Origin of the sequence: Snodgrassella sp. M0110 (assembly GCF_016101465.1) — a bacterium.
GTDB lineage: Bacteria > Pseudomonadota > Gammaproteobacteria > Burkholderiales > Neisseriaceae > Snodgrassella > Snodgrassella alvi.
Genome location: NZ_JACFQM010000010.1, coordinates 45,877 through 67,842 on the forward strand (window position 1 = coordinate 45,877; position 21,966 = coordinate 67,842).

A 21,966-nucleotide genomic window follows, 5' to 3' on the forward strand; every position below is an offset into this window, starting at 1 on the left:
AAAGATGTAAACGGTATTGGGATGAAAGTTGTCAGTTTCGGGCAAAAATTGCTGCCGGTGCTGTTTTCATTACTGCCGCTGTTTTTTTTGCTGGCTGTGGTGCTGTTACCATTGCAGGCAATGCTGCAACAAACGGATGCAGACAGTTTCCGTATGGTGTGGCAGGACGAATATATGCGTCGCTTACTGGGCTGGACAGCTTCACAGGCTGCTATCAGCAGCGTGCTGACGTTGTTGCTGGGTGTACCGGTAGCATGGACGGTTACCCGTTTGCAGTTTAGCAGCCGAAACTGGGTACTGCGTTTGCTGATGCTGCCGTTTGTAATCCCCACCTTGGTAGCTGGTGTGGGTATTCTGGCATTGTTTGGAGCACAGGGTTTATTGTGGCGCGGCTGGGAAGGTACGCCATGGTTATTGTTATACGGTAATGTATTTTTTAATCTGCCGGTAATGGTACGTGCCGGCTATCAGGGTTTGTGTCAGGTACCGGCAACACGTATGTATGCGGCACAGACACTGGGTGCCGGAACGTGGCAGCGTTTTGTCAGGATTGAAATTCCGCAGATGCTGCCATGGCTGGCCGGTGGTATGTGTCTGGTGTTTTTGTATTGTTTTTCCGGATTTGGTCTGGCTTTATTGCTTGGCGGTGAGCATTACATTACGCTGGAAGTGCAGATTTATCAGCTGATAGCTTATGAGCTGGATATGGCACAGGCGGGCGTGCTGGTGTTGTGGGTACTGGCCACAACTTTTCTGTCCGCTATTATATATGCGGTTCTGAGTAGATATTCGGCTCAGAAGGCAGTGATACAGATGTTGCCGCCGCAATTGCCGACAACCGGGCAGAAAGCCGGACTGGTAATGGCTTTGCTGCTGTTGCTGGGGTGTTGTGCGCTACCGCTGCTGGCTGTGTGCTGGCGTGCTTTGCTGGCTGGCAGTTCATGGCTGGTATTACTGGAAAGTACAACGTGGCAGGCAGTACTGAATACTTTAAGCTTTACTTTAATGGCAATCATGCTGGCATTACTGCTGGGTTTTTTGCATGCTGCGCTGGCAAAGCGGCTGATGTGGGTGCGCAGTCTGACATTTTTACCATTTATGGTATCACCGGTGTGTGTGTCATTCGGGCTGTTGTTGTGTTATCCCGGCTGGACAGCATCATTAAGTATGCTGATATGTACGTATGCGCTGCTGGCTTATCCGTTTATTACTAAGGATGTACTGGCCGCTTGGGACAGTTTGCCTGACAGTTATACACAGGCTGCGCGTACACTCGGTGCCGGCCGCATGCAAGTATTGCTGTATGTTATTGTGCCCCTGTTACGACCGGCTTTGCAGCGCGGGCTGGCGCTGGCTGCGGCTACCTGTATCGGTGAGTTTGCGGCTACGCTGTTTCTGTCGCGGCCGGAATGGCAGACGTTGACTACATTGATCTATCATTATCTGAGTACCGCCGGACGGGATAATTATGACCGTGCGATGGTGCTGACCTTGCTGCTGATGATGCTGACCATACTGATATTTGCGTTAGTGGAATGGAGTAAGGACAAAAAGGAAACGCATCTATGCTGAGCTGGCAACAAATTAATAAAAAATTTTCCGATAAAGTTGTTGCCGCGGATTTAAGTCTGGAGGTGGCCGACGGTCAGCTGGTAGCGGTACTGGGAGAAAGCGGCAGCGGTAAATCAACTTTGCTGAATATGGCTGCCGGTCTGGTACAACCTGATAGCGGCAATATTTTTATTAACAAAGAAAATATAACTTTTTTATTGCCGGAACAGCGCCGTATCGGGCTGATGTTTCAGGATTATGCTTTATTGCCGCATCTGAATGTGTGGCAAAACGTGGCTTTCGGACTGCGTATGCACGGGGTAAGCAAACCGCAAGCACAACAGCAGGCCATGCAAATGCTTGCCGAGGTAGGGCTGTCTGAAGCAGCTGCCCGGCAGGTAGATGTATTATCCGGCGGAGAGCAGCAACGGGTGGCACTGGCCAGAGCACTTGTTCTGCAACCACAGGCATTGTTGCTGGACGAGCCATTTTCAGCACTGGATACAACATTGCGTGCCAGTTTGCAGCAATTAACTGTGCGTTTATTGCGTCAGCAAAAATGTCCGGCTGTACTGGTTACTCACAGCCCGCTGGAGGCTTTTGCGCTGGCTGATCGTATTTGTCTGCTCAGGCATGGCCGCTGGATACAGCAGGGTACCGCTGTACAATTGCTGGCACGACCGGCTGATGCATGGGCTGCGCGTTTACTGGGTTGTGATAATGTCAGCGATGTTTGTTACATTCCGCAAAACGCTCTGCAATATGATCCTGAAAACGGAACACAGGTACAGGTAACAGAAGTATGTTTAACAGCCAGATCGTATGATGTACAGTTGCTGCATCCGCAATACGGAATATTACGCTGGTGGCTGCCGCTGCATTACGCTGTGCAGACAGGAGATTGGCTGCCATTAACGGTGCAACATCAACAAATTGTTTTCTTTCAGTAATAAAGTGTCTGTTTGGCGGTAAACTGAATTAGTGGAAGAATGCATGCTCATGCCTACAAAAACGGTGCATAGTGGTATAATTGCGCCGATTTTTTTACCAATTATTGCAAGTACACACGGAGAACCTCATGGCTTTAGTTTCTATGCGCCAACTGCTCGACCATGCTGCGGAAAACAGTTATGGCCTGCCGGCGTTTAATGTCAATAATCTTGAACAAATGCGTGCGATTATGGAAGCGGCCGATGAAGTTAACGCTCCGGTGATTGTGCAGGCCAGTGCTGGTGCACGCAAATATGCCGGTGCCCCGTTTTTACGGCACCTTATTCTGGCTGCCATTGAAGAATTTCCGCATATTCCGGTTGTGATGCATCAAGATCATGGTGCATCACCGGAAGTATGTCAGCGTTCAATTCAGCTGGGCTTTTCATCGGTGATGATGGATGGTTCGCTGCTGAGTGATGCCAAAACACCTTCCACTTATGAATACAATGTAGATGTCACTCGCAAAACTGTCTATATGGCACATGCCTGCGGTGTATCAGTAGAGGGTGAAATCGGCTGTCTGGGTAATCTGGAAACCGGAGATGCCGGTGAGGAAGATGGTGTGGGTGCGGCAGGTAAACTCAGCCATGAACAGATGCTCACCAGTGTGGATGAGGCAGCGCGTTTTGTACAGGATACGGGTGTTGATGCTCTGGCCATTGCTATTGGTACCAGCCATGGCGCCTATAAATTTACCCGTAAGCCGACAGGGGAAGTACTGCGTATCGACCGCATCCGTGAAATTCATGAACGTTTACCTAATACCCATCTGGTTATGCATGGTTCCAGCTCAGTACCGCAGGAATGGTTACAGGTGATTAACGAATTTGGCGGCAATATTCCGGAAACGTATGGTGTGCCGGTAGAAGAAATTGTCGAAGGTATTAAATACGGTGTACGCAAGGTTAATATTGATACAGATTTGCGTCTGGCCAGCACAGGTGCTATCCGCCGTTTTCTCGCTACGCATCCGGCAGAATTTGATCCGCGTAAATACTTTACTGAAACCATTAAAGCCATGAAGCAGGTTTGTATTGATCGTTATGTGGCCTTTGGAGCTGCCGGTCATGCTAGTCAGATTAAACCAATTTCTTTGGAAAAAATGGCAAATCGTTACGCAGCCGGCGAGCTGGTACAGATTGTAAAATAAGTATTTTTACATGTAATAATGGACTGTCCGGGAAAGGACAGTCCATTATTGTTTTATATACTGCTTTTTAATTTATCTGCCGGTGTGGCAAGAAAATTGATTCAGACACAGTCTGCTTCACAAAATGGTATGGCAGTCTGAGTAAACCGGCGCTGAAAATACAGTAATCCCTGATTTTCCTGTGAATTAATATTTATGTGCTCAACTGCTACATAAAATACGCTGTGGCTGCCCATATTATGGCTGTCGACAATGTGCCCGTGCAAATGCGCCAGTGCTCCTACTAACTGAGGCTGAGCGGAGTGGTGATGATTTTGCCAGTCGTTTTGCAGAAAACGCTCGGTTACCGGAACTGATGTTATTCCGGCAAAATGTTCCGCAACATCCTGCTGAGATGAAGCCAGAACGTTAACGCATAAACGCCCGTTGGCACGAAGAATCGGTTGAATACGGGCGTTTTGATTAATGCATAATAATAGAGTAGGGGGTGTATCTGTTACCGAGGTTACAGCAGTGAGGGTAATGCCATAGCGGCCTGCTGAACCTTCTGTAGTAATAACATGTACTGCAGCAGCAACTTTTGACATAGCTTCGCGATACAGCAAAGCCATGGCTGAAAGTGGTTGATTCATTTTATTCGGTTTCTGATTCTTCTTTATCTATTGCGATGTTGGTAAATTCTTTCAGCATTGAGCTCAGTTGTTGTAATCTTTCCTGAGAAAAACGCTGTTCCAGTACTTTGTAACGTGCATCTACTGAACGACACAAATCTTCATACAATTTTTCTCCGATTGGGGTCAGCTTGAGAAAAACCCGTCGCTGATCATTGGAAGGTTTGAGACGGACTACATAATTCAGTTTTTCCAGTCTTGTCAGGATGCCGGTCAGGCTTGGACGCAAAATACAGGCCTGTTTAGCTAAATCCTGAAAATCCATGATACCATTTTCTGCCAGTAAACGGGTAATACGCCATTGCTGATCGGTAATGCCAATATCGTTCAGCATCGGGCGAAAATGGGAAAGTAATGCTTCACGAGCCTGAATTAGGCCGATGTTGAGAGACGAATATTTAGACGTATTAACCACCTGATAACTCCAATCTTTACAATATATCCAGCTTGCATGAAAATTAAGCAAAATACGATTTATAAATAAAATCTATAAATCATTTTTTATCAATTTTACATAATATTATTATAAATTTGAATAATTATGTGTAAATAAATTACAAAACAAGTACATTGTATTTAAATAATGGGTTGTTTTAGAATAAAAATTGAATTTTTTACTTATTATTGCAATATTTTTGATAATTATTAAAATACCATCAGCCTGAATGCATATATATATGCTGCCAGTTTATCTAGCTTATACATACATTCTTGGGCTGATGGTTATAGAAAAATGTAAATAATTTAATTATGGTATTTTTGCAACTGTTGTATAATTTTGGTTATTTTATCCTGTAATTGATTCAATTCTGAACGATCTTTTTCTACCAGATGTGCAGGTGCCTTGTCGGTATATCCCGGTTTCGCCAGTTTTGCTTCAATTTTGTCGATATTTTTCTGTAATTTTTCTGCTTCTTTCTGTAAGCGCGCCGTTTCAGCTGCTTTATCTACCTCGACTTTCAGCATCAAGCGCACACCCTGACATACTGCTACCGGAGCATCGTCACTTTCTGGCAAATGGGTTACCTGTCTGGCTTCACTCAGACGTGCCATCAGTGGCAGATATGGAAGAATTTCACCCAGATCGGTATTGCTTTCAACCAATAAAGGTACTTTTACACTCATCGCCAGCCCCATTTCACCACGCAAATTGCGTACTGAATTAACCAGCTCCTGCAAATAATGCATCTGATTTACCGCATCAGCATTATTCAGACTGCTGTCAGCCTGTGGCCATGCGGCCAGCATGATGCTGTCAGTATGTTTTGCGTTAGCCAGTGGTGCAATAGTCTGCCACAGTTCTTCAGTGATAAACGGCATAATCGGATGCAACAGACGCAACACTACTTCCAGAACACGTACCAGTGTGCGCCGCGTTGCGCGTTGCTGTGCTTCATCACTACGTTGCAACTGAGTTTTGGCCAGTTCTACATACCAGTCACAGTATTCATTCCAGATGAATTCATATAAGGTCTGAGCAGCCATATCAAAACGGTAGGTGTCCAGTGCTTCACTCACTGCTGAAATGGTTTGCTGCAAACGGGTCAGCAGCCATTTATCAACAAAGCTGTAACTTAGCGGTAGACTTTCATCCTGCCCGCAATCATGATTTTCAATATTCATCAGCACAAAACGGCTGGCATTCCATAGTTTATTGCAGAAATTACGATAGCCTTCGGCACGTTTGAAATCGAAATTGATACTGCGGCCCAGGCTGGCATAGCTGGCCATAGTGAAGCGCAGAGCATCAGCACCGAATACCGGGATGCCGTCAGGAAACAGTTTTTGTGTCGCTTTGATTACCTGCGGCGCTTTTTCCGGGCGGCGCAAACCGGTAGTACGTTTAACCAGCAGGTTTTCCAGATCGATACCGTCAATCAAATCCACCGGGTCAATGACATTACCTTCAGATTTGGACATCTTCTTACCTTCATGGTCACGCACCATGCCATGAATATATACATCATGAAAAGGTACTTTGCCGGTGAAGTGGGTAGTCATCATAATCATGCGTGCTACCCAGAAGAAAATAATTTCATAACCGGTTACCAATACCTGAGAGGGTAGGAATGCCTGCAACTCCGGTGTTTTTTCCGGCCAGCCAAGCGTAGAAAATGGCACCAGAGCTGAAGAAAACCAAGTGTCCAGTACATCTTCGTCACGGGTCAGAACCGCATCTTCACCCGCCTGTGCCTGTGCTTCGGCTTCATTACGTGCTACATAAACACGGCCGTTCTGGTCGTACCATGCCGGAATCTGGTGACCCCACCACAACTGGCGGGAGATACACCAGTCCTGAATATTGTTCATCCACTGGTTATAAGTATTAACCCAGTTTTCCGGAATAAAGCGTACTTGTCCACTTTCCACTGCATGAATACATTTTTCAGTCAGGGTTTTACCTTTAAACTCTGATTCCGGTTCGGGATTGGCAACATTATTATCAGCACTGCGGGTCATAGCCACAAACCACTGACTGGTCAGCATTGGTTCGATTACACTGCCGGTACGGTCACCTTTAGGTGTCATCAGTTTGTGTTCTTCCACTTTTACCAGCAAACCCTGAGCTTCAAGGTCTGCGATCATCTGTTTGCGTGCAGCAAAACGATCCAGTCCGGCATATTGTGCCGGTAACGTAATACCAGCCTGAGTCTGACCCTGAAAATCAAATACTTCTGCCTGCGGTAGTATTCTGGCATCCAGACTAAGCACATTAATCAGTGCAGTCTGATGACGTTTACCCACTTCATAGTCATTAAAATCGTGAGCCGGTGTGATTTTAACGCAGCCGGTACCAAAATCTTTATCTACATACTCATCAGCAATCACCGGAATAGTGCGACCGGATAACGGCAGCACCAACTGTTTTCCGATGAAATCGGCATAACGTTCATCATCGGGATGTACCGCTACGGCTACGTCGCCCAGTAAAGTTTCCGGACGGGTAGTGGCAACAATCAAAGCATTATCCGGATCATCGGCCAGCGGATAACGGATATGCCACATATGGCCGTTTTCTTCGATATTTTCCACTTCCAGATCTGATACAGCTGTACCCAGTACCGGATCCCAGTTTACCAGCCGTTTACCGCGATAAATCAGACCCTGTTCAAACAGGCGTACAAATACTTCGCTAACCACTTCGGCACGTACATCGTCCATTGTGAAATATTCACGGCTCCAGTCTACAGAGCAGCCGACACGGCGCATCTGTTCGGTAATGGTGCCGCCAGAGAATTTTTTCCAGTCCCAGATTTTGGCAATAAATGCTTCCCGGCCTAAATCATGGCGGGTAATGTTTTCTACTGCCAACTGGCGTTCCACCACAATCTGCGTAGCAATACCGGCATGGTCAGAACCGGGAATCCAGCACACATTTTCACCTTTCATGCGGTGATAACGGGTAAGGCCATCCATAATAGTCTGGTTAAATGCATGCCCCATATGCAGGGTACCGGTTACATTAGGTGGTGGCAGCTGAATAGCGAAAGAAGATTTGCTTAAATCCAGTGACGGTGCAAAATAGCCGCGTTGTTCCCATTGCTGATATAAACGGGTTTCGATTTCACTCGGAGAATATTGGGTGTTTAACATAGTTATGAATTGGAAAAAAATCAAAAAATAAGATTCTGATTATAACCCATGCGCTGAGGCATGGTTTAAGACGATGCGCTTTTGTCAGAATCCGGATATCAAAGCAAACGGTCTTATTTTCAAAATACAGGTTAAGTCGAATAAACGATTAATTATTAAGCGAATGCCATATATGAAAATTATCAGTACAGGCGGATAATTAACTAATAAATGTATATTTCTGCTGCTTTATCTGTTTATTATCTGTGTAAGTGGAGTAAAACTAGTGCAGAATCCCAATCAATTATCCCCCGGTATGCGTAGAATACAGGGGGAAGTAATTAAAAGTGGATTAATTCAGTAGCAGTGATTACTAGCAGACATTAGCGGAAGTAGTCATGTCTGTTGCTGCCATCGAAAGCACCCGGTTTTCAGACAACACTTCTTAAAAGCTGCGGCCGGAGTTGCATGGACAGGGATCATTGCGCCCCAGCTTTTCATGCAGAACTTTGTCACCATGAACAGTTCTTATCAGTCCGCGTTTAACGTTGGTTTCTGACGGAAAACCTCTGCGGCGTTTGCTGGTTGGCTCAAAAAAAGCCTTTATCATTAAATTTGCGCATTATCGTGTACTCCTTTTTAAGATAATGTAATTAAACAGCAATCATAAATTGCTCGGAATATTTTACTGTAAAAATATAAGATTATCCATACAGGATACTTGTTATAAGCTATTTTTCAGGGAAATAGCAGAAAATAAAAAGCTGCCTGAATATGAATTCAGGCAGCGTATTGAAGACTTGGATTATTGCGGTAATATACCTTTCATGCCTTTGGCTAGACGCATCAGTTTGCCCATACCACCCTTAGTAAACGATTTCATCATTTTTTGCGACTGTTCAAATTGTTTGAGCATTTTATTTACTTCCTGAACAGTAACACCGGAACCATTGGCAATGCGGCGTTTACGGCTGGCTTTAATCAGCATCGGATTGGCGCGTTCTTTGGCTGTCATCGAGTTAATGATAGCCTCCACCTGTCCCATGGCTTTTTCTGCTGTACCTTCCGGCACCTGTTTGGCCATTTGCCCCATATCGCCAGGCAGCTTCGCCATAATGGATTCAATCCCACCCATTTTACGCATCTGCTGAATTTGTGCTTTGAAGTCATTCAGGTCAAAACCTTTGCCTTTATGCAGTTTTTTTGCCATCTGCTGCGCGGTTTTTTCATCAATGCCTTTTTGCACATCTTCAATCAGTGAAAGTACATCCCCCATACCGAGAATGCGTGAAGCCAGACGATCCGGATAAAACGGTTCCAGACCGTTGATTTTTTCACCTACACCAATAAACTTAATCGGTTTGCCGGTTACATGGCGTACAGACAAAGCGGCGCCGCCACGGGCATCACCATCCATTTTGGTTAGTACCACACCAGTCAGAGGCAGCGTATCATTAAAAGCCTGTGCCGTATTTACGGCATCCTGACCCTGCATGGCGTCTACTACAAACAGAGTTTCTACCGGATTAATCGCTGCATGTATCTGCCGGATTTCATCCATCATTTTCTGGTCAATAGCTAGCCGGCCGGCAGTATCCACCATCAGTACATCATAAAAATGTTTTTTGGCATGATCCAGAGCATTCAATGCAATGGTCACCGGCTGTTCACCTTCGTGTGAGGGGAAAAAGTCCACTTCAACCTGCTGTGCCAGTAGTTTTAACTGCTCAATTGCCGCCGGACGGTATACGTCGGCAGAAACCACCAGCACCTTTTTCTTCTGCTCATTTTTCAGCAGCCGGGCCAGTTTGCCTACCGTGGTGGTTTTACCTGCACCCTGCAAACCTGCCATCAGAACCACGGCTGGTGGAACTGCAGCCAGATTCAGACTGCTGTTTTGTGTGCCCATCAGTTCGGTAAGAGCATCGTTTACCACACCAATAAAAGCCTGTCCGGGCGTAAGACTGCCAATAACATCATGACCTACTGCACGTTCTTTTACCGAAGCCATAAACGTTTTTACAACTGGCAGGGCAACGTCTGCTTCGAGTAATGCCATACGCACTTCACGCAGAGCATCTTTGATATTGTCTTCACTTAAACGCGCCTGTCCGCGCAGAGTTTTCGCGATTTTACTAAAGCGATCTGATAGATTGTCTAACATCGAAACCATCTCCGGCTAATTGTAAGCGGTTTGTATATATCTGGTGAAAGTTGCCTGTTTTCAGCTAACTCACAGAGTAAGTGGGTATGATAAGTAGTGATTTGGTTATAAAATGGCAACCCGTTGCTATGCCTGCCCGAATTATGGGCAGGCATAGCAATAATCAATACCTATTTTACACTATCCGCGCTAATTTTTGGCGCGCTATTGCTGCGGAAAAATCATGAGCTTATTGCTGCTGGTGCTTATTCTTGCTTATGCCGTGCTTTCTGTACTGGCATGGCGGTTCTGGCAACGTCATACTGATGTGCCTTACCCGCTGCGGGGTGAGCAGTCACTGTTACTGCTGATATTGTTGCTGCATACCTTTGTCGTATGGCAGCCAATGATACAGCAACAAGTGCTGCTGGTAGGGTTTGGTCAGGCACTCGATCTGATTACCTGGTTAATAGTACTGCTGTATTGGGTAGGCAGTTTTCGCTATCGCCTGCAGGGATTGCAGCTGGCACTGTTTCCTTGTTCGGCACTCGTGCTGTTGATTGCCTTACTGCTGCCCGGACAGGCTATTGCTTATCCGATGCACAATACAGCATTCATGATACATGTTTTGTCGGCATTGCTGGCTTATGCCCTTTTTGGCATTACAACCCTGCTGGCTGTGCTCATGCTGGTACGCAATCATTATCTGCACCGGCGTAAAACTGTTCCGCAGCAATCATTCCTGCCGCCTTTGCTGGCTATTGAAAAATTAATGTTTCAGGGCCTGCAGGCGGGTTTTGTGCTGCTGACTATAGCGGCTGTCAGCGGCACAGTATTTTCCGAAGCTGTATTTGGTGAGCCGGCACGTTTTAACCACAAAACGGTATTCGGCGTGCTGTCATGGATAATCTATCTGGTTATCCTGCTCAGACATCATATGCAGGCATGGCGCGGGAAAAAAGTGGCATGGTGGGTTATTGTGTCATTTGTCAGCCTGATGCTGGCTTATTTTGGCAGCAAATTTGTGCTGGAAATTTTGTTTTAATCTTTTTTGTAACTAGTTTCACCCTGATTTGTAACCATAGGATATTTGAATGAGTGACTTGCAATCGTCAGTTGACAGCTCGAAGCAGAGCGCAGCTGAACAGCGTTTAGCCACACCTGAAGGACGACGGGAATTTGTTAGAGCAACACTTTCCTGCTGGCTCGGAACCACCATGGAGTATGTGGATTTTGCTTTATACGGTCTGGCCGCAGGGCTGGTATTCGGAGATGTATTTTTTCCGGGAAAAACGTACACAATTTCTCTTCTGTACAGTTTTGCCACTTATTCAGTCGGTTTTGTTGCCCGCCCGATTGGTGCCATATTTTTTGGCCGTCTTGGCGACCTTAAAGGACGTAAATTTGTACTGGTAACTACTATTGCTCTGATGGGCATTTCCACCACACTGATTGGTTTTATTCCTAGCTATGCCACTATCGGGATATGGGCACCAGTTCTTCTAGTTTTACTGCGTTTTATGCAGGGTTTCGGAGCCGGTGCCGAACTTTCCGGCGCTACAGTAGTGCTGGGAGAATATGCACCACCCAAACACCGCGGTCTGATTGCTTCCATTATCGGTATTGGTTCCAACAGCGGTACACTGGTCGCTTCGTCTGTCTGGCTGCTGGTGTTAATGCTGGATAAAGAAGATGTAGCCAGCTGGGGTTGGCGGATACCATTTATTCTCAGTGCACTGATTGCTCTTGCCGCTACTCTTATTCGCCGCCATTTACGGGAAACTCCGGTATTCGAGCAGGAACAAAATGAAGTTAAACAGTCCCGGGTGCAAAAAACTGAAATATCAGCTTCACAAACTACGGTGACAGCTGAAAAAACTTCCTTTCTGGCACGTAATAAAGCATTTTTTGTTATGCTGGGCTTACGTATTGGTGAAAATGGCCCATCTTACCTGGCGCAGACATTTGTTATCGGCTATGTAGTCAAATCTCTAAAAATGAATGAAAACGTTGCGACTTCTGCGGTATTTGTTGCGTCTTTGTTAGGCTTTTTTGTGATTCCGTTTGCCGGCTGGTTATCCGACCGGTTTGGCCGTCGTATTGTTTACCGCTGGTTCTGTTTTCTGCTGATGCTGTATGCTGTTCCGGCTTATATGTTTCTGGAAACACGAGATCCTTTTATCGTAGCCAGTATTATTGTTATTGGTATGTGTCTGGCGTCACTGGGTATTTTCGGTGTACAGGCAGCCTATGGGGTAGAACTGTTCGGGGTGCGTAATCGTTACTCTAAAATGGCTCTGGCCAAAGAGCTCGGAGGTATCATGTCAGGTGGTATTGCGCCATTAGTTGCCACAGCATTGCTGGATCATTACAAGATATGGTGGCCGATTGCAATTTATTTTGCAGCAATGGCAGGCATTGGCTTTATAACTACATTCTATGCTCCGGAAACTCGCGGACGCGACCTGAATGCAGTAGAAGACGCTATTTAACTGCTTTAACAAATTGATAGAATCACCAATAACGGAGTCAGTTACTGACTCCGTTATGATTGAAGCACAGGTAAATATTTATGAAGCGTATCGTAATTGACTGTGATCCCGGTAATGGTATTGCAGGCGCGAATGTAGATGACGGGCTGGCACTGGCACTGGCACTGGCTGCAGATTCAATTAAACTGGAATTGATTACCATTGTAGCCGGTAATACACCACGGGATACCGGTTTTCAGGTAGCGCACCAATTAATGCAGGAATTGAATCAAAGCATCCCGGTAGTAAAAGGAGCTGCTCAGGCATTACTTGAACCGGCTGCCCCATGGCGTGAACAACTGGATAATAATGTACGCAAACAGGGATTATTGTCTTTATGGGACAATCTGCCACCGCTGCCGCCATTAAATGATCACAGTGCGCCACATGCAGCTCAGGCAATTGGTGAACTGGTGTGTAATAACCCCGGTGAAATTACCGTGGTGGCTATTGGTCCGTTAACCAATATTGCCCATACCATCCAGCTTTATCCTGATTTTGCCCGGTCTGTTGCTGAAATTGTCATCATGGGTGGTGTATTTCAGCTAGACAGCTATCTTAAGGACACCAACTTCGCTGTTGACCCTGAAGCAGCCAAAATTGTTATCGAAAGTGGAGCCAATATTACCCTTGCACCGCTGGACGTAACTACACAGACACTGCTCACCCATCAGGATCTGGATAAACTTCAGAGCTTTGCCAATCCGCTTGCAGATTTTATTGTCCGTACATCACGTCCGTGGATGGACTATTCTATTCAAACACGTCAGCTGGACGGTTGCTGGATTCATGATGTATTGTGTGTCGCCAAGCTGATTGATGAAAGCATTGTTACCAGCTCACCTTATATTGTTGATGTATCCACTGCGCGCGACTGTACCCGTGCCAGCAGCCGTCGCTGGAAAGAGGGTGCACTCAGACTGACTGTCGGTATGCCCCCAGTCAGTCATCAGCCTGTTAATGTAATGGAGCAGGTAGATAATCAGCGTTTACTTGAAATTATATTTAATGCATTAGGTCAGTATCGCTGCTAGAAAATATTAGAATATCTTACAGTAATAACAAAAATCTGTTCTAAATACCGCTATAATAAATATTTATGGTTTTAATAACCATCATGATAACGATAATCCGCATCAAAATATTGCATTTGTTTATTTCAGTGTTAGGATAGGCACGCAATACAAGAGAAATCAGCAGGTTTACCATGTATAAATTAATTATCAATATTTCTCTTCCTGTTTTGTGGCAACAACAAAACAGGAGAGCATAATGTTAGCCAAAATCAGTCAGAAATTACCTGAATTATCTTCAGCGGAACGCCGGGTGGCTGAATGTGTACTGGCGCAGACCAAGTGGTTCGTACACGCAGCTGTAGCCACTATTGCCAAAGAGGCACGCGTCAGCCAGCCTACGGTTATCCGTTTTTGCCGTACCATGGGCTATAGCGGGTTACCTGAATTTAAACTCAATCTTTCCGCCAGTATCGGCCATGACGGTATGCCGTATGTTCATGAAGAGCTTAACAGCACCGATTCTATGCAGGATGTGCTGAATAAAGTTATAGCCAGTACCGCAGCCACGGTGCTTGGCAGCCGTAAATCCCTTAATGCGGCTGACTTGGAAACCGCAGTCAGGCTGATGGCCAAGGCTCGCCGTATAGAATTCTATGGGGCAGGCAATTCAGGTATTGTTGCAATGGATGCTCAGCACAAACTTTTCCGTTTTGGTTTGTCTACAGTTGCTTATACTGATAGTCACGTACAACTGATGGCTGCTGCCGTATTGTCACCACAAGATGTGCTGGTTGTTATTTCGCATTCAGGTTCTTCACGAGATTTACTTGATGCAATTAAAATTGCCAGGGGTAACGGTGCAAAAGTAATCGCTCTTACCCGTGCCGGATCACCCGTCGCACAAGCCTGTGACTGTGTCATTAGTGTTGTTACCCCTGAAGACAGCGAAAAATATACCCCGATGATTTCCCGTCTGCTGCAGCTGATGGTAGTTGATATGCTGACTATCGGCCTGGCCTTGCATCTGGGCGAAAATGTAAGCGAAATGCTGGCAAAAACCAAGGCAGGGGTTAAGCTGAAATTTTTACAAAATTAATTTCAGCAGAAAAACAGCTTTTGGTATGATTTACTATCAGCCAATATGATTACCTGGATAAAGTTTCTGCCGGTTGTCAGCGGGTTTCATTGCCCCCTCAGGCACGGTATTTATCTTAAATTATTACAACGAAATGAGCGCTAGTGAGTAACAAAACCCGTCAAATTAAACGTCAGACCGAACAGCAGAAAAACGTTAAAACTTCAGGAGTGGCTACGCAGCAGAAAAGAGGCTCTGCCATCCTGGTAGGCATTATTGCTATTTGTCTGCTTGCCGGAGGACTGTATATCGGCGGCTGGTTTAATCTGGTTACGCCGGCACAGATTCAGCAGTGTGAAACGGCAGTCAGACAAACATTTCCACAGGCTGCTGATCAGAATGTCTTGCTGCCCAAATGTAATAATCGCCATATGATTGAAGGCATGAGCAGCCCGGGCAGCCAGAAACTGAGTTCTAAACAGATACTGGACAGTCTGGATGTGGGCAAAACTGTTGATTTAGTTTCCATGTTTATCGGTGGTGCGCTGATTGGTGCGGCTATTGCTGCATTTGCTGCCAGCTACCGTATTTTCCAGCGCAAGCTTGGTAAAAATACTGATTGATTTAAAAGCGTACTTTACAGCCTCATTCTATAAATACTGGTTAATCAATGTATATGCAGTATAATTAATCATTATTTACTTAAGATATGGTTTGTACATGAATAAAAAAACTATCCGTTTATTGCTGGCTCTGGTGTGCAGTTTATTCTTCAGTCTGAATGTCTATGCCCAGAAATCCTTTAAACCGCAAAATGGTGATCTTATTTTTCTGGAAAAGTGTGATGGCGGTATGAATAGTGCCATTAAGGCCGCTACCAGTGGTCTGGCCGGATATAATTTTACTCATGTCGGAATTGTCTGGCAGAAAACCCCAAATCAGTTTTTTGTTATTGAAGCCACTACTCCTGAAGTCCGCATCACATCCCTGAAAACATATCTGCATCCCAAAAAACAGTGTCAGCCGCGAGCAGTAGTGGGCAGATTGAAAGCACCTTATCAGGCACTGATTCCTTCTGCTTTGATTTATGCACAGCAAAAAGTAGGTAAAAAATACGATGATGCCTTTGATATCACTAACGATCAGTATTACTGTTCTGAGCTGATTTATCAGATATTCAAGGAAGCCAATAACGGGCAGGAAGTATTCCCTTTACGCGCAATGACCTTTAAGTCTAAAGATACTGGTGAATTTCCTGATTACTGGGTAAAGCATTTCCAGAAAATGGGTATTCCGATACCTGAGGGTCAGCCCGGAAATAATCCGGGCGATATGTCCCGCTCTGATTTAATTGATATTGTTCATTATTATTAGTCATTAACCAACAGACCGGCATTAATTATGCTGGTCTGTTTCATTATAGAAACTAAACTTTATCCGGCACATACCAAATTAACCAATCGCTAATCATGAGTCAGATAAACGGATTAATACAGATATCCGTACTATTCCTGAATAATGAAAATTAATAGCATCAAAAATTTTATACCGAGTTAGCTGTCTTATATTTATGATTAGCAAAATGACATATGTATTTTTAAAGACAGAAATTTATATATTAATTCAGCATCATTCTATTAATAGAATAGAAAAGCGAATAGATAAAATAATCCAATTGTAATTAACTTGCATAAAAAATTCAGAAGTAGATTATTATTAGCGCATAAAATTATTTATTTGTATCGAGTCCGTCCGCTTAAGCTGTATTTCATTATCAATATTGGTATTTTATGTTTACGTTGTGTAAATATCCTTTTTATAATACACAACACTAAAATTACACCGGAAAGCACTAAACAGTGTCATCGTCTGCCGTATTACAACCAAAACAGGAATTTAAGAGAGGGTTGATTACCGCTTTGCCGGTTATGCTGAGTTTTATTCCGTTTTCACTGGTTTTAGGTGCGCAGGCAATTCAAAAAGGAATGAGTACCGGTGAAATTTCACTGCTTACTGCGGTAAACTTTGCCGGTGGTTCCGAATTTGTAGCGGTTAATCTGTGGACTTCACCCCCGCATTTAATCTTGATTGCTTTAATGACACTACTGGTAAACAGTCGCCATATTCTGATGAGTGCAGCACTGACACCTTATCTAAAAGATCTGCCCAGACGAAAAGTATTATCTGCGTTGTTTTTAATGTGTGACGAAAGCTGGGCACTGGCATTTACTGATGCGAAAAACTCACCAAAGCAGAAATTCAGCTATTATTTTTATCTTGGTGCCGGCATAGGTCTGTATGTCGTCTGGGTCGGATTCACAACTGTGGGTGCACTTATCGGGCCGGTAATTGGCGATGTTACTCATTACGGCTTTGATATGGCCTTTGTGGCAGTGTTTCTGGTTTTACTCAAAGGAATGTGGAAAGGTTTTACTGCAGCTATTCCATGGCTGGTGAGCCTGCTGGCGGCGATTGCTGGCTATCTTTTCCTGCCTGGTGCATGGTATGTATTACTGGGTACAATAGCAGGCTTAACTGTAGCTTTTATCATGGCAGCGTATGATTGATTTATCAGCTTTACTCACTATTCTGGCCATGGCGGTAGTTACTTACATCACCCGAATCAGTGGTTATCTGTTATTACGCAAGCGTAAGCTTAGTCCGCGCCTGGCCAAAGTCCTTGAATCCATCCCCGGCTGTGTCCTGATTGCCGTAATCGCTCCTGCCTTTGCCACAACCAATCCGGCTAATCTTTTGTCCGTTATCATCACGATATTACTGGCGTGGCGATTTTCACTGTTACCAACAGTGGTGTTCAGTATCGCTATTACGGCTTTTTTGCGTCACTATCTGCTCAGCTAAATACCGCATATTCCTGACCCAATAACAGTAATAATTTATAAAAATATATTAAAAACAGTCTGTTTAATAGAACAAATCTGGCATTTTCATAGAAATAAAAAAATCAATTCCTGTAAGGAAATACTGTGTAACAACGACTTCAAACCGGCGTAATTATCATCAATTCCGATTTATTTTGTTTGTTATGTTCTGTTTTTTAAGAAAATAAAATTTATTAATATCTTTAATGAATAATTTTTGTACTGATAAACAGGGCTGGGTAGACTTAAATTTTTCCGCTAGTATATCAATGTATGTTGGAGTTAATTTATTAATTTAATTGCATAATGATAAAGGAAAGAACATGAATAATACATTAATAGAAGCCATTGAAAAACGTCGTACCCAGTATGCACTCGGCAGGAATATTATTCAGGCACAAGAAGAAATAACTGCTTTAATAGAAGAAGCCATTAAACTGTCTCCGTCAGCTTTTAATTCGCAAAGTTCACGTGCTGTAATCCTGTTTGGTCAGCAAAGTGAAAAATTCTGGCATATTGTCATGAATGAATTGCGTATCAGAGTACCTGCAGACAAATTTGACTCCACAGAAGCCAAAATTAAGAGTTTTGCGGCTGGTATCGGTACCATATTATTTTATGAAGATCAGCAAATCATCGCCAGCCTGCAACAGCAATATCCCAACTATGCTGAGCAGTTTCCTGTCTGGTCGGAACAGGGAAGCGGTATTGCCCAGTTTGCAGTCTGGTCTGCTCTGGCGAATGCCGGCATCGGCGCCAGCCTGCAACACTATAACCCTTTGCCGGATGCGGCAGCTGCTAAAGAATGGCAGATACCGGAAAGCTGGAAGCTGCGTGCCATGATGCCTTTTGGTTCCAATGAAGCACCTTTCCCTGAAAAAAGCTTTATTGATGATACGGAACGATTTAAAGTATTTTACTGAATCAGATAATCAGATATCATTTATAAAATAAATTCTGTAATATCACCGGCCGGATTAGAATTTCTGAGATCCGGTCAAATTTTTAGCTTTTTTCCGAGCAGAATCATTCTTGAATATAATTCTGATATTTACTGTAGCTTTACAGTAATCCAAGTTTATCAAAAATAGATAATATTGGTTACAGATATTAATAACAGGAAGATATAAAAGCCTGTGGTATTAGATATTTAAGAGAATGAGATCTGGATTTAAGTATCCTGTGGTAGTTAATATAATATTATATAAGGGAAGAGAAAGACAAATATGAGATGGATTTGGAAACATAAAATATTTAGTGTATTTATACTTTTATCATTGTCTATTTCAGGTTAAGCAATATGGTTTATATTTATATTTACCGGCAGAATTGATGATCAGTATGGAACATATATATTTAAATATGATTATTATGGAGACTCTGGTATCGAATATGAACTTCATCATACTAGTAATAAGCATAACTACCATGCACTTGTACCTAATTATGTGAAAAAAGGGGACAGTATATTTTTTACCTATATAAACGGTACTTTCGATGAAGGATTCTGTTATTATGAGAGAAAAATATATTTAGGAAAAATTGATTTAAAAACTAATAAATTAGAAAATAATATAAACATTAATTTATATTTTTATAAGTATTCTTATTAATATAATTATAATTAAATTATTTTAATATTCTAATGAAATAATACTTTGTTTTACACAAAATTGGCGGGGATTACCTGTCAATTGTTTATTAACAAGTGAATTGAGATTATTATCGACTAGATACCTTCAACCATTCTTTAATGAAGCGCCATATACCCCAACAAAAATTTATAATCAAAAATGAAAGGAAAGATGAAGTCAAAAAGAGTATCAAACCATCTGTTATAGTAATAGGCCCCTTGTTAAATATTAAGAGAAATGCAAACATAACAATATTTAAAATAATAAAAGAAGTCCAATATAGTTTCCTTTTAAAAGTATCTTTTGACCATCCTAATTCTATAAAACCTCTACAAAATTCTTGAATGATATTTCCTGCAATGTGAGCAATAAATTCGCCTGGCATATAATAAACTTATAATATATAAAAGGATTATAATAAATAATTTCGCGGTATATAGCAATATTATAAGGATAGTAGTAATTTCGGAATTAGGATTAAGAATAAATATATTAGAATATAACATTGCTTATCTTCCTAATTTTCAAAGTATAATTGGTTAACAAAGTTTAAACATAAAACAAGAATAAGCTATCAATCTCCGAAAAATATATTTACAGGAAAAGAACTCGATCAATATGGTGCTAAAAGGTTTAACAAATATTTATTGTTACCGGTGCCGGACGATGCAGACCTTTTAACATGTATTATTCATTATCGGTTTATATAGTCTTGCTTAGGATATGATAAAAAATTATCCAAAAATTTATTTTGTCAGCTGGGTAATTCAAATTGTATTATCATATATTTAATAATGATTAAATTTAATCATTTATTAAAACTATTAAATTTGATAGGAGCAGGTTTATCCTCCCCAACTATCAGCATAGGCGGGATAGCAACAGCCACAGCCAGCCCTGTAGTTTTATACCAGATAGGACATTTGAAAGATAGTTTTGGCAGAAGTATAGACGCTAATAGTAATTAGCCAGTTAAAAAGAAAAATATAAATCCTTATTATTTAGATTATAAGAAAAAAAGATTTGAAGGTACAATGCAAAATAAAAACAATATAAACCTATCAATCCCGATTCTGGTAAGGTCAACTAAACTTCAGAAAGGAGTGCATTATCATGAAACACCACATTAAAATTATATTCCTGTTAAGTATGTGTTTGTGCTTGGAGGGTTGTATGGAGGCAGCTATAAGATTCTGGAATGGTCCGGGCTGGATATCAGCAGCACATAAGAAAGCTAGTAAGGAATGTTTTGATGAGCTTCAATTAACTTTGCCTGACCCACATTACCCACCGGGTTCTGAAGCAAGTAATGAATGGCTTAGTAAAGTTTATACACCTGCATCAATAGAATGTATGAAGAGAAAAGGTTTTTAAAAATTGTTGAGTACCATATTAGAATTATATTCCTGATAGATATGAATATGTGCTTGGATAATTGAATGGACTCAGCTATAAGTTTCTAAAACGCCTCTAGCTGAACATTAGCAGCATATGATGAAGCTAAAAATGAGTGGTTGACTAACGTTTGTACACCTGCATCAATAGCATGAATAAGAAGAAAAGTTTATTAGTCTCAGACAATTTTTAAATAGACAAAATGGAGTATAAAGTGGCAAGTAATATTAAGAAATTTAGCTTAGTTGGATTTGTTATATTATGTGGATGCAGTACAGATACTTTACGGTTTGAGATAAAGAGTAGAAAACAAATAATTCATGTATTCGCATAGCAGTGATTACAGAAAAGCACCGGATGAATTTTTGAAAGATAGTTATGGTAGAAATATAGATAAGAATGGTAATTTAACAGGTAATATTGAAGTTGATAATCCTTATTGTGAAGATTTTAGAGAAAAGTGGATTAAGGGTCCAAACTATAATAAAAACAATATGAACCCATCAATACCGATTCTGGTAAGGCCAACTAAACCTCAGGAAGGAGTGCATTATCATGAAACACCGCATTAAAATTGTATTTTTGTTAAGCGTATGTTTGTGCTTGGAGGGTTGTATGGAGGCAGCTATAAGATTCTGGAATGGTCCGGGTTGGTCATCACCAGCATATAAGAAAGCTGATCAGGAATGTTTTGATGAGCTTCAATTAACTGTGCCTAAACCTAATGTCCCCTTGTATTCTGAAGCATATACTGAATGGCTTATTAACGTTTATACACCAGCAAGAATAGAATGTATGAAGAGAAAAGGTTTTTAAATTAAGTTTCTATAATGGTTCAAGCAGGACATTAACAGCTTATGATTTTGTAATCTGATAAATTAGCCTAGAGCTGAATTTTATAATAGTAATATTAAAAGAGTGAACACAGGGCTGTATCGATATCTAAAAGATGATTTTTGCATACTAGTGCAACTGAAATAAAAGAAACTAGCCTATTCTGGTAAGGCAAACTAAACCTAAGGAAGGAATGCATTATCATGAAACACCGCATTAAAATTATATTTTTGTTAAGTGTATGTTTGTGCTTGGAAGGTTGCATGGAAGCAGCTATAAGATTCTGGAATGGTCCGGGCTGGTCATCACCAGCAAGAAATAAAGCTCATCATGAATGTTTTGAAGAGCTTGAATTAACTTTGCCTGACCCAAATGACCCCCAGGGTTCTGAAGCAAGGAATGAATGGATGGCTAACGTTTATGGACCTGCAAGAATAGAATGTATGAAGAGAAAAGGTTTTTAAAAATTGTTGAGTATCATATTAGAATTAAGTTTCTGATAGATATGAATTTGTGCT

At 42.3% G+C, this 21,966-nt stretch carries 21 protein-coding genes; 16 read left to right on the forward strand and 5 right to left on the reverse strand.

Annotation, left to right across the window (positions count from 1 at the left end):
• Positions 1-21 precede the first annotated feature (21 nt).
• From H3T84_RS10495 to fba, 3 genes are all read left to right on the forward strand, one after another.
• The gene (locus H3T84_RS10495) at positions 22-1,572 is read left to right on the forward strand and encodes an iron ABC transporter permease (protein ID WP_198219049.1); all 1,551 of its coding nucleotides are present in this window, start codon (positions 22-24) and stop codon (positions 1,570-1,572) included.
• Entirely contained in the window at positions 1,566-2,501 is a 936-nt protein-coding gene (locus H3T84_RS10500) for an ABC transporter ATP-binding protein (protein ID WP_198219050.1), read from the forward strand. The genes H3T84_RS10495 and H3T84_RS10500 overlap by 7 nt, the downstream gene beginning before the upstream one ends.
• Before the next feature lie 128 nt (positions 2,502-2,629).
• Entirely contained in the window at positions 2,630-3,694 is a 1,065-nt protein-coding gene (gene fba / locus H3T84_RS10505) for a class II fructose-bisphosphate aldolase (protein ID WP_025331513.1), read from the forward strand.
• Between the two features lie 101 nt (positions 3,695-3,795).
• On the opposite strand, the gene hpaC is transcribed toward fba, so the two are convergent.
• The 5 genes from hpaC to ffh form a co-directional block, all read right to left on the reverse strand.
• Complete coding sequence (hpaC, locus tag H3T84_RS10510; RefSeq protein WP_232346184.1) at positions 3,796-4,326, reverse strand: 4-hydroxyphenylacetate 3-monooxygenase, reductase component; 531 nt, start codon at positions 4,324-4,326, stop codon at positions 3,796-3,798.
• A gap of 1 nt (position 4,327) precedes the next feature.
• A complete protein-coding gene (gene hpaR / locus H3T84_RS10515; protein WP_037475056.1) occupies positions 4,328-4,780 on the reverse strand; it encodes a homoprotocatechuate degradation operon regulator HpaR in 453 nt (150 codons plus the stop codon).
• A 329-nt stretch (positions 4,781-5,109) separates the two neighbouring features.
• The gene (locus tag H3T84_RS10520) at positions 5,110-7,959 is read right to left on the reverse strand and encodes a valine--tRNA ligase (protein ID WP_198219051.1); all 2,850 of its coding nucleotides are present in this window, start codon (positions 7,957-7,959) and stop codon (positions 5,110-5,112) included.
• Between the two features lie 424 nt (positions 7,960-8,383).
• On the reverse strand, positions 8,384-8,548 hold the full coding sequence (locus H3T84_RS10525) for an SEC-C metal-binding domain-containing protein (protein WP_078475000.1): 165 nt from the start codon (positions 8,546-8,548) through the stop codon (positions 8,384-8,386).
• A 195-nt stretch (positions 8,549-8,743) separates the two neighbouring features.
• Positions 8,744-10,102 carry a signal recognition particle protein gene (ffh, locus tag H3T84_RS10530; protein WP_174834115.1) on the reverse strand — a complete coding sequence of 453 codons (1,359 nt, stop codon included), beginning with the start codon at positions 10,100-10,102 and terminating at the stop codon, positions 8,744-8,746.
• A gap of 223 nt (positions 10,103-10,325) precedes the next feature.
• Between ffh and H3T84_RS10535 the strand changes: the two genes are divergently transcribed.
• The 13 genes from H3T84_RS10535 to H3T84_RS10595 all read left to right on the forward strand — a co-directional run bounded on the left by H3T84_RS10535 (position 10,326) and on the right by H3T84_RS10595 (position 21,912).
• Entirely contained in the window at positions 10,326-11,126 is an 801-nt protein-coding gene (locus H3T84_RS10535) for an inner membrane protein YpjD (RefSeq protein ID WP_198219052.1), read from the forward strand.
• Positions 11,127-11,175: 49 nt separating this feature from the next.
• Positions 11,176-12,573: an MFS transporter gene (locus tag H3T84_RS10540; RefSeq protein ID WP_198219053.1), complete on the forward strand. Its 1,398-nt coding sequence runs from the start codon at positions 11,176-11,178 to the stop codon at positions 12,571-12,573.
• An 80-nt stretch (positions 12,574-12,653) separates the two neighbouring features.
• Positions 12,654-13,646: a nucleoside hydrolase gene (locus tag H3T84_RS10545; RefSeq protein ID WP_198219054.1), complete on the forward strand. Its 993-nt coding sequence runs from the start codon at positions 12,654-12,656 to the stop codon at positions 13,644-13,646.
• Positions 13,647-13,884: 238 nt separating this feature from the next.
• Positions 13,885-14,724, forward strand: coding sequence for a MurR/RpiR family transcriptional regulator (locus H3T84_RS10550; RefSeq protein ID WP_038649038.1), 840 nt, complete (start codon positions 13,885-13,887; stop codon positions 14,722-14,724).
• A 143-nt stretch (positions 14,725-14,867) separates the two neighbouring features.
• On the forward strand, positions 14,868-15,326 hold the full coding sequence (locus H3T84_RS10555; protein ID WP_025331505.1) for a hypothetical protein: 459 nt from the start codon (positions 14,868-14,870) through the stop codon (positions 15,324-15,326).
• Between the two features lie 97 nt (positions 15,327-15,423).
• A complete protein-coding gene (locus H3T84_RS10560) occupies positions 15,424-16,077 on the forward strand; it encodes a YiiX/YebB-like N1pC/P60 family cysteine hydrolase (RefSeq protein WP_038649035.1) in 654 nt (217 codons plus the stop codon).
• Between the two features lie 485 nt (positions 16,078-16,562).
• Complete coding sequence (locus tag H3T84_RS10565) at positions 16,563-17,270, forward strand: AzlC family ABC transporter permease (protein WP_038649031.1); 708 nt, start codon at positions 16,563-16,565, stop codon at positions 17,268-17,270.
• A complete protein-coding gene (locus tag H3T84_RS10570) occupies positions 17,263-17,565 on the forward strand; it encodes an AzlD family protein (RefSeq protein ID WP_025331502.1) in 303 nt (100 codons plus the stop codon). The genes H3T84_RS10565 and H3T84_RS10570 overlap by 8 nt, the downstream gene beginning before the upstream one ends.
• A gap of 343 nt (positions 17,566-17,908) precedes the next feature.
• On the forward strand, positions 17,909-18,508 hold the full coding sequence (locus H3T84_RS10575; protein ID WP_198219055.1) for a nitroreductase family protein: 600 nt from the start codon (positions 17,909-17,911) through the stop codon (positions 18,506-18,508).
• Between the two features lie 1,824 nt (positions 18,509-20,332).
• Positions 20,333-20,593 (forward strand): hypothetical protein, encoded by a 261-nt coding sequence (locus H3T84_RS10580; RefSeq protein WP_198219056.1) that lies wholly within the window; start codon positions 20,333-20,335, stop codon positions 20,591-20,593.
• Positions 20,594-20,979: 386 nt separating this feature from the next.
• Positions 20,980-21,186, forward strand: a complete 207-nt coding sequence (locus tag H3T84_RS10585; protein WP_198219057.1) for a hypothetical protein — start codon at positions 20,980-20,982, stop codon at positions 21,184-21,186.
• Positions 21,170-21,430: a hypothetical protein gene (locus H3T84_RS10590; RefSeq protein WP_198219058.1), complete on the forward strand. Its 261-nt coding sequence runs from the start codon at positions 21,170-21,172 to the stop codon at positions 21,428-21,430. Before H3T84_RS10585 ends, H3T84_RS10590 begins: the two co-directional genes overlap by 17 nt.
• 221 nt (positions 21,431-21,651) lie before the next feature.
• Positions 21,652-21,912 carry a hypothetical protein gene (locus H3T84_RS10595; protein ID WP_025331494.1) on the forward strand — a complete coding sequence of 87 codons (261 nt, stop codon included), beginning with the start codon at positions 21,652-21,654 and terminating at the stop codon, positions 21,910-21,912.
• Positions 21,913-21,966 lie beyond the last annotated feature (54 nt).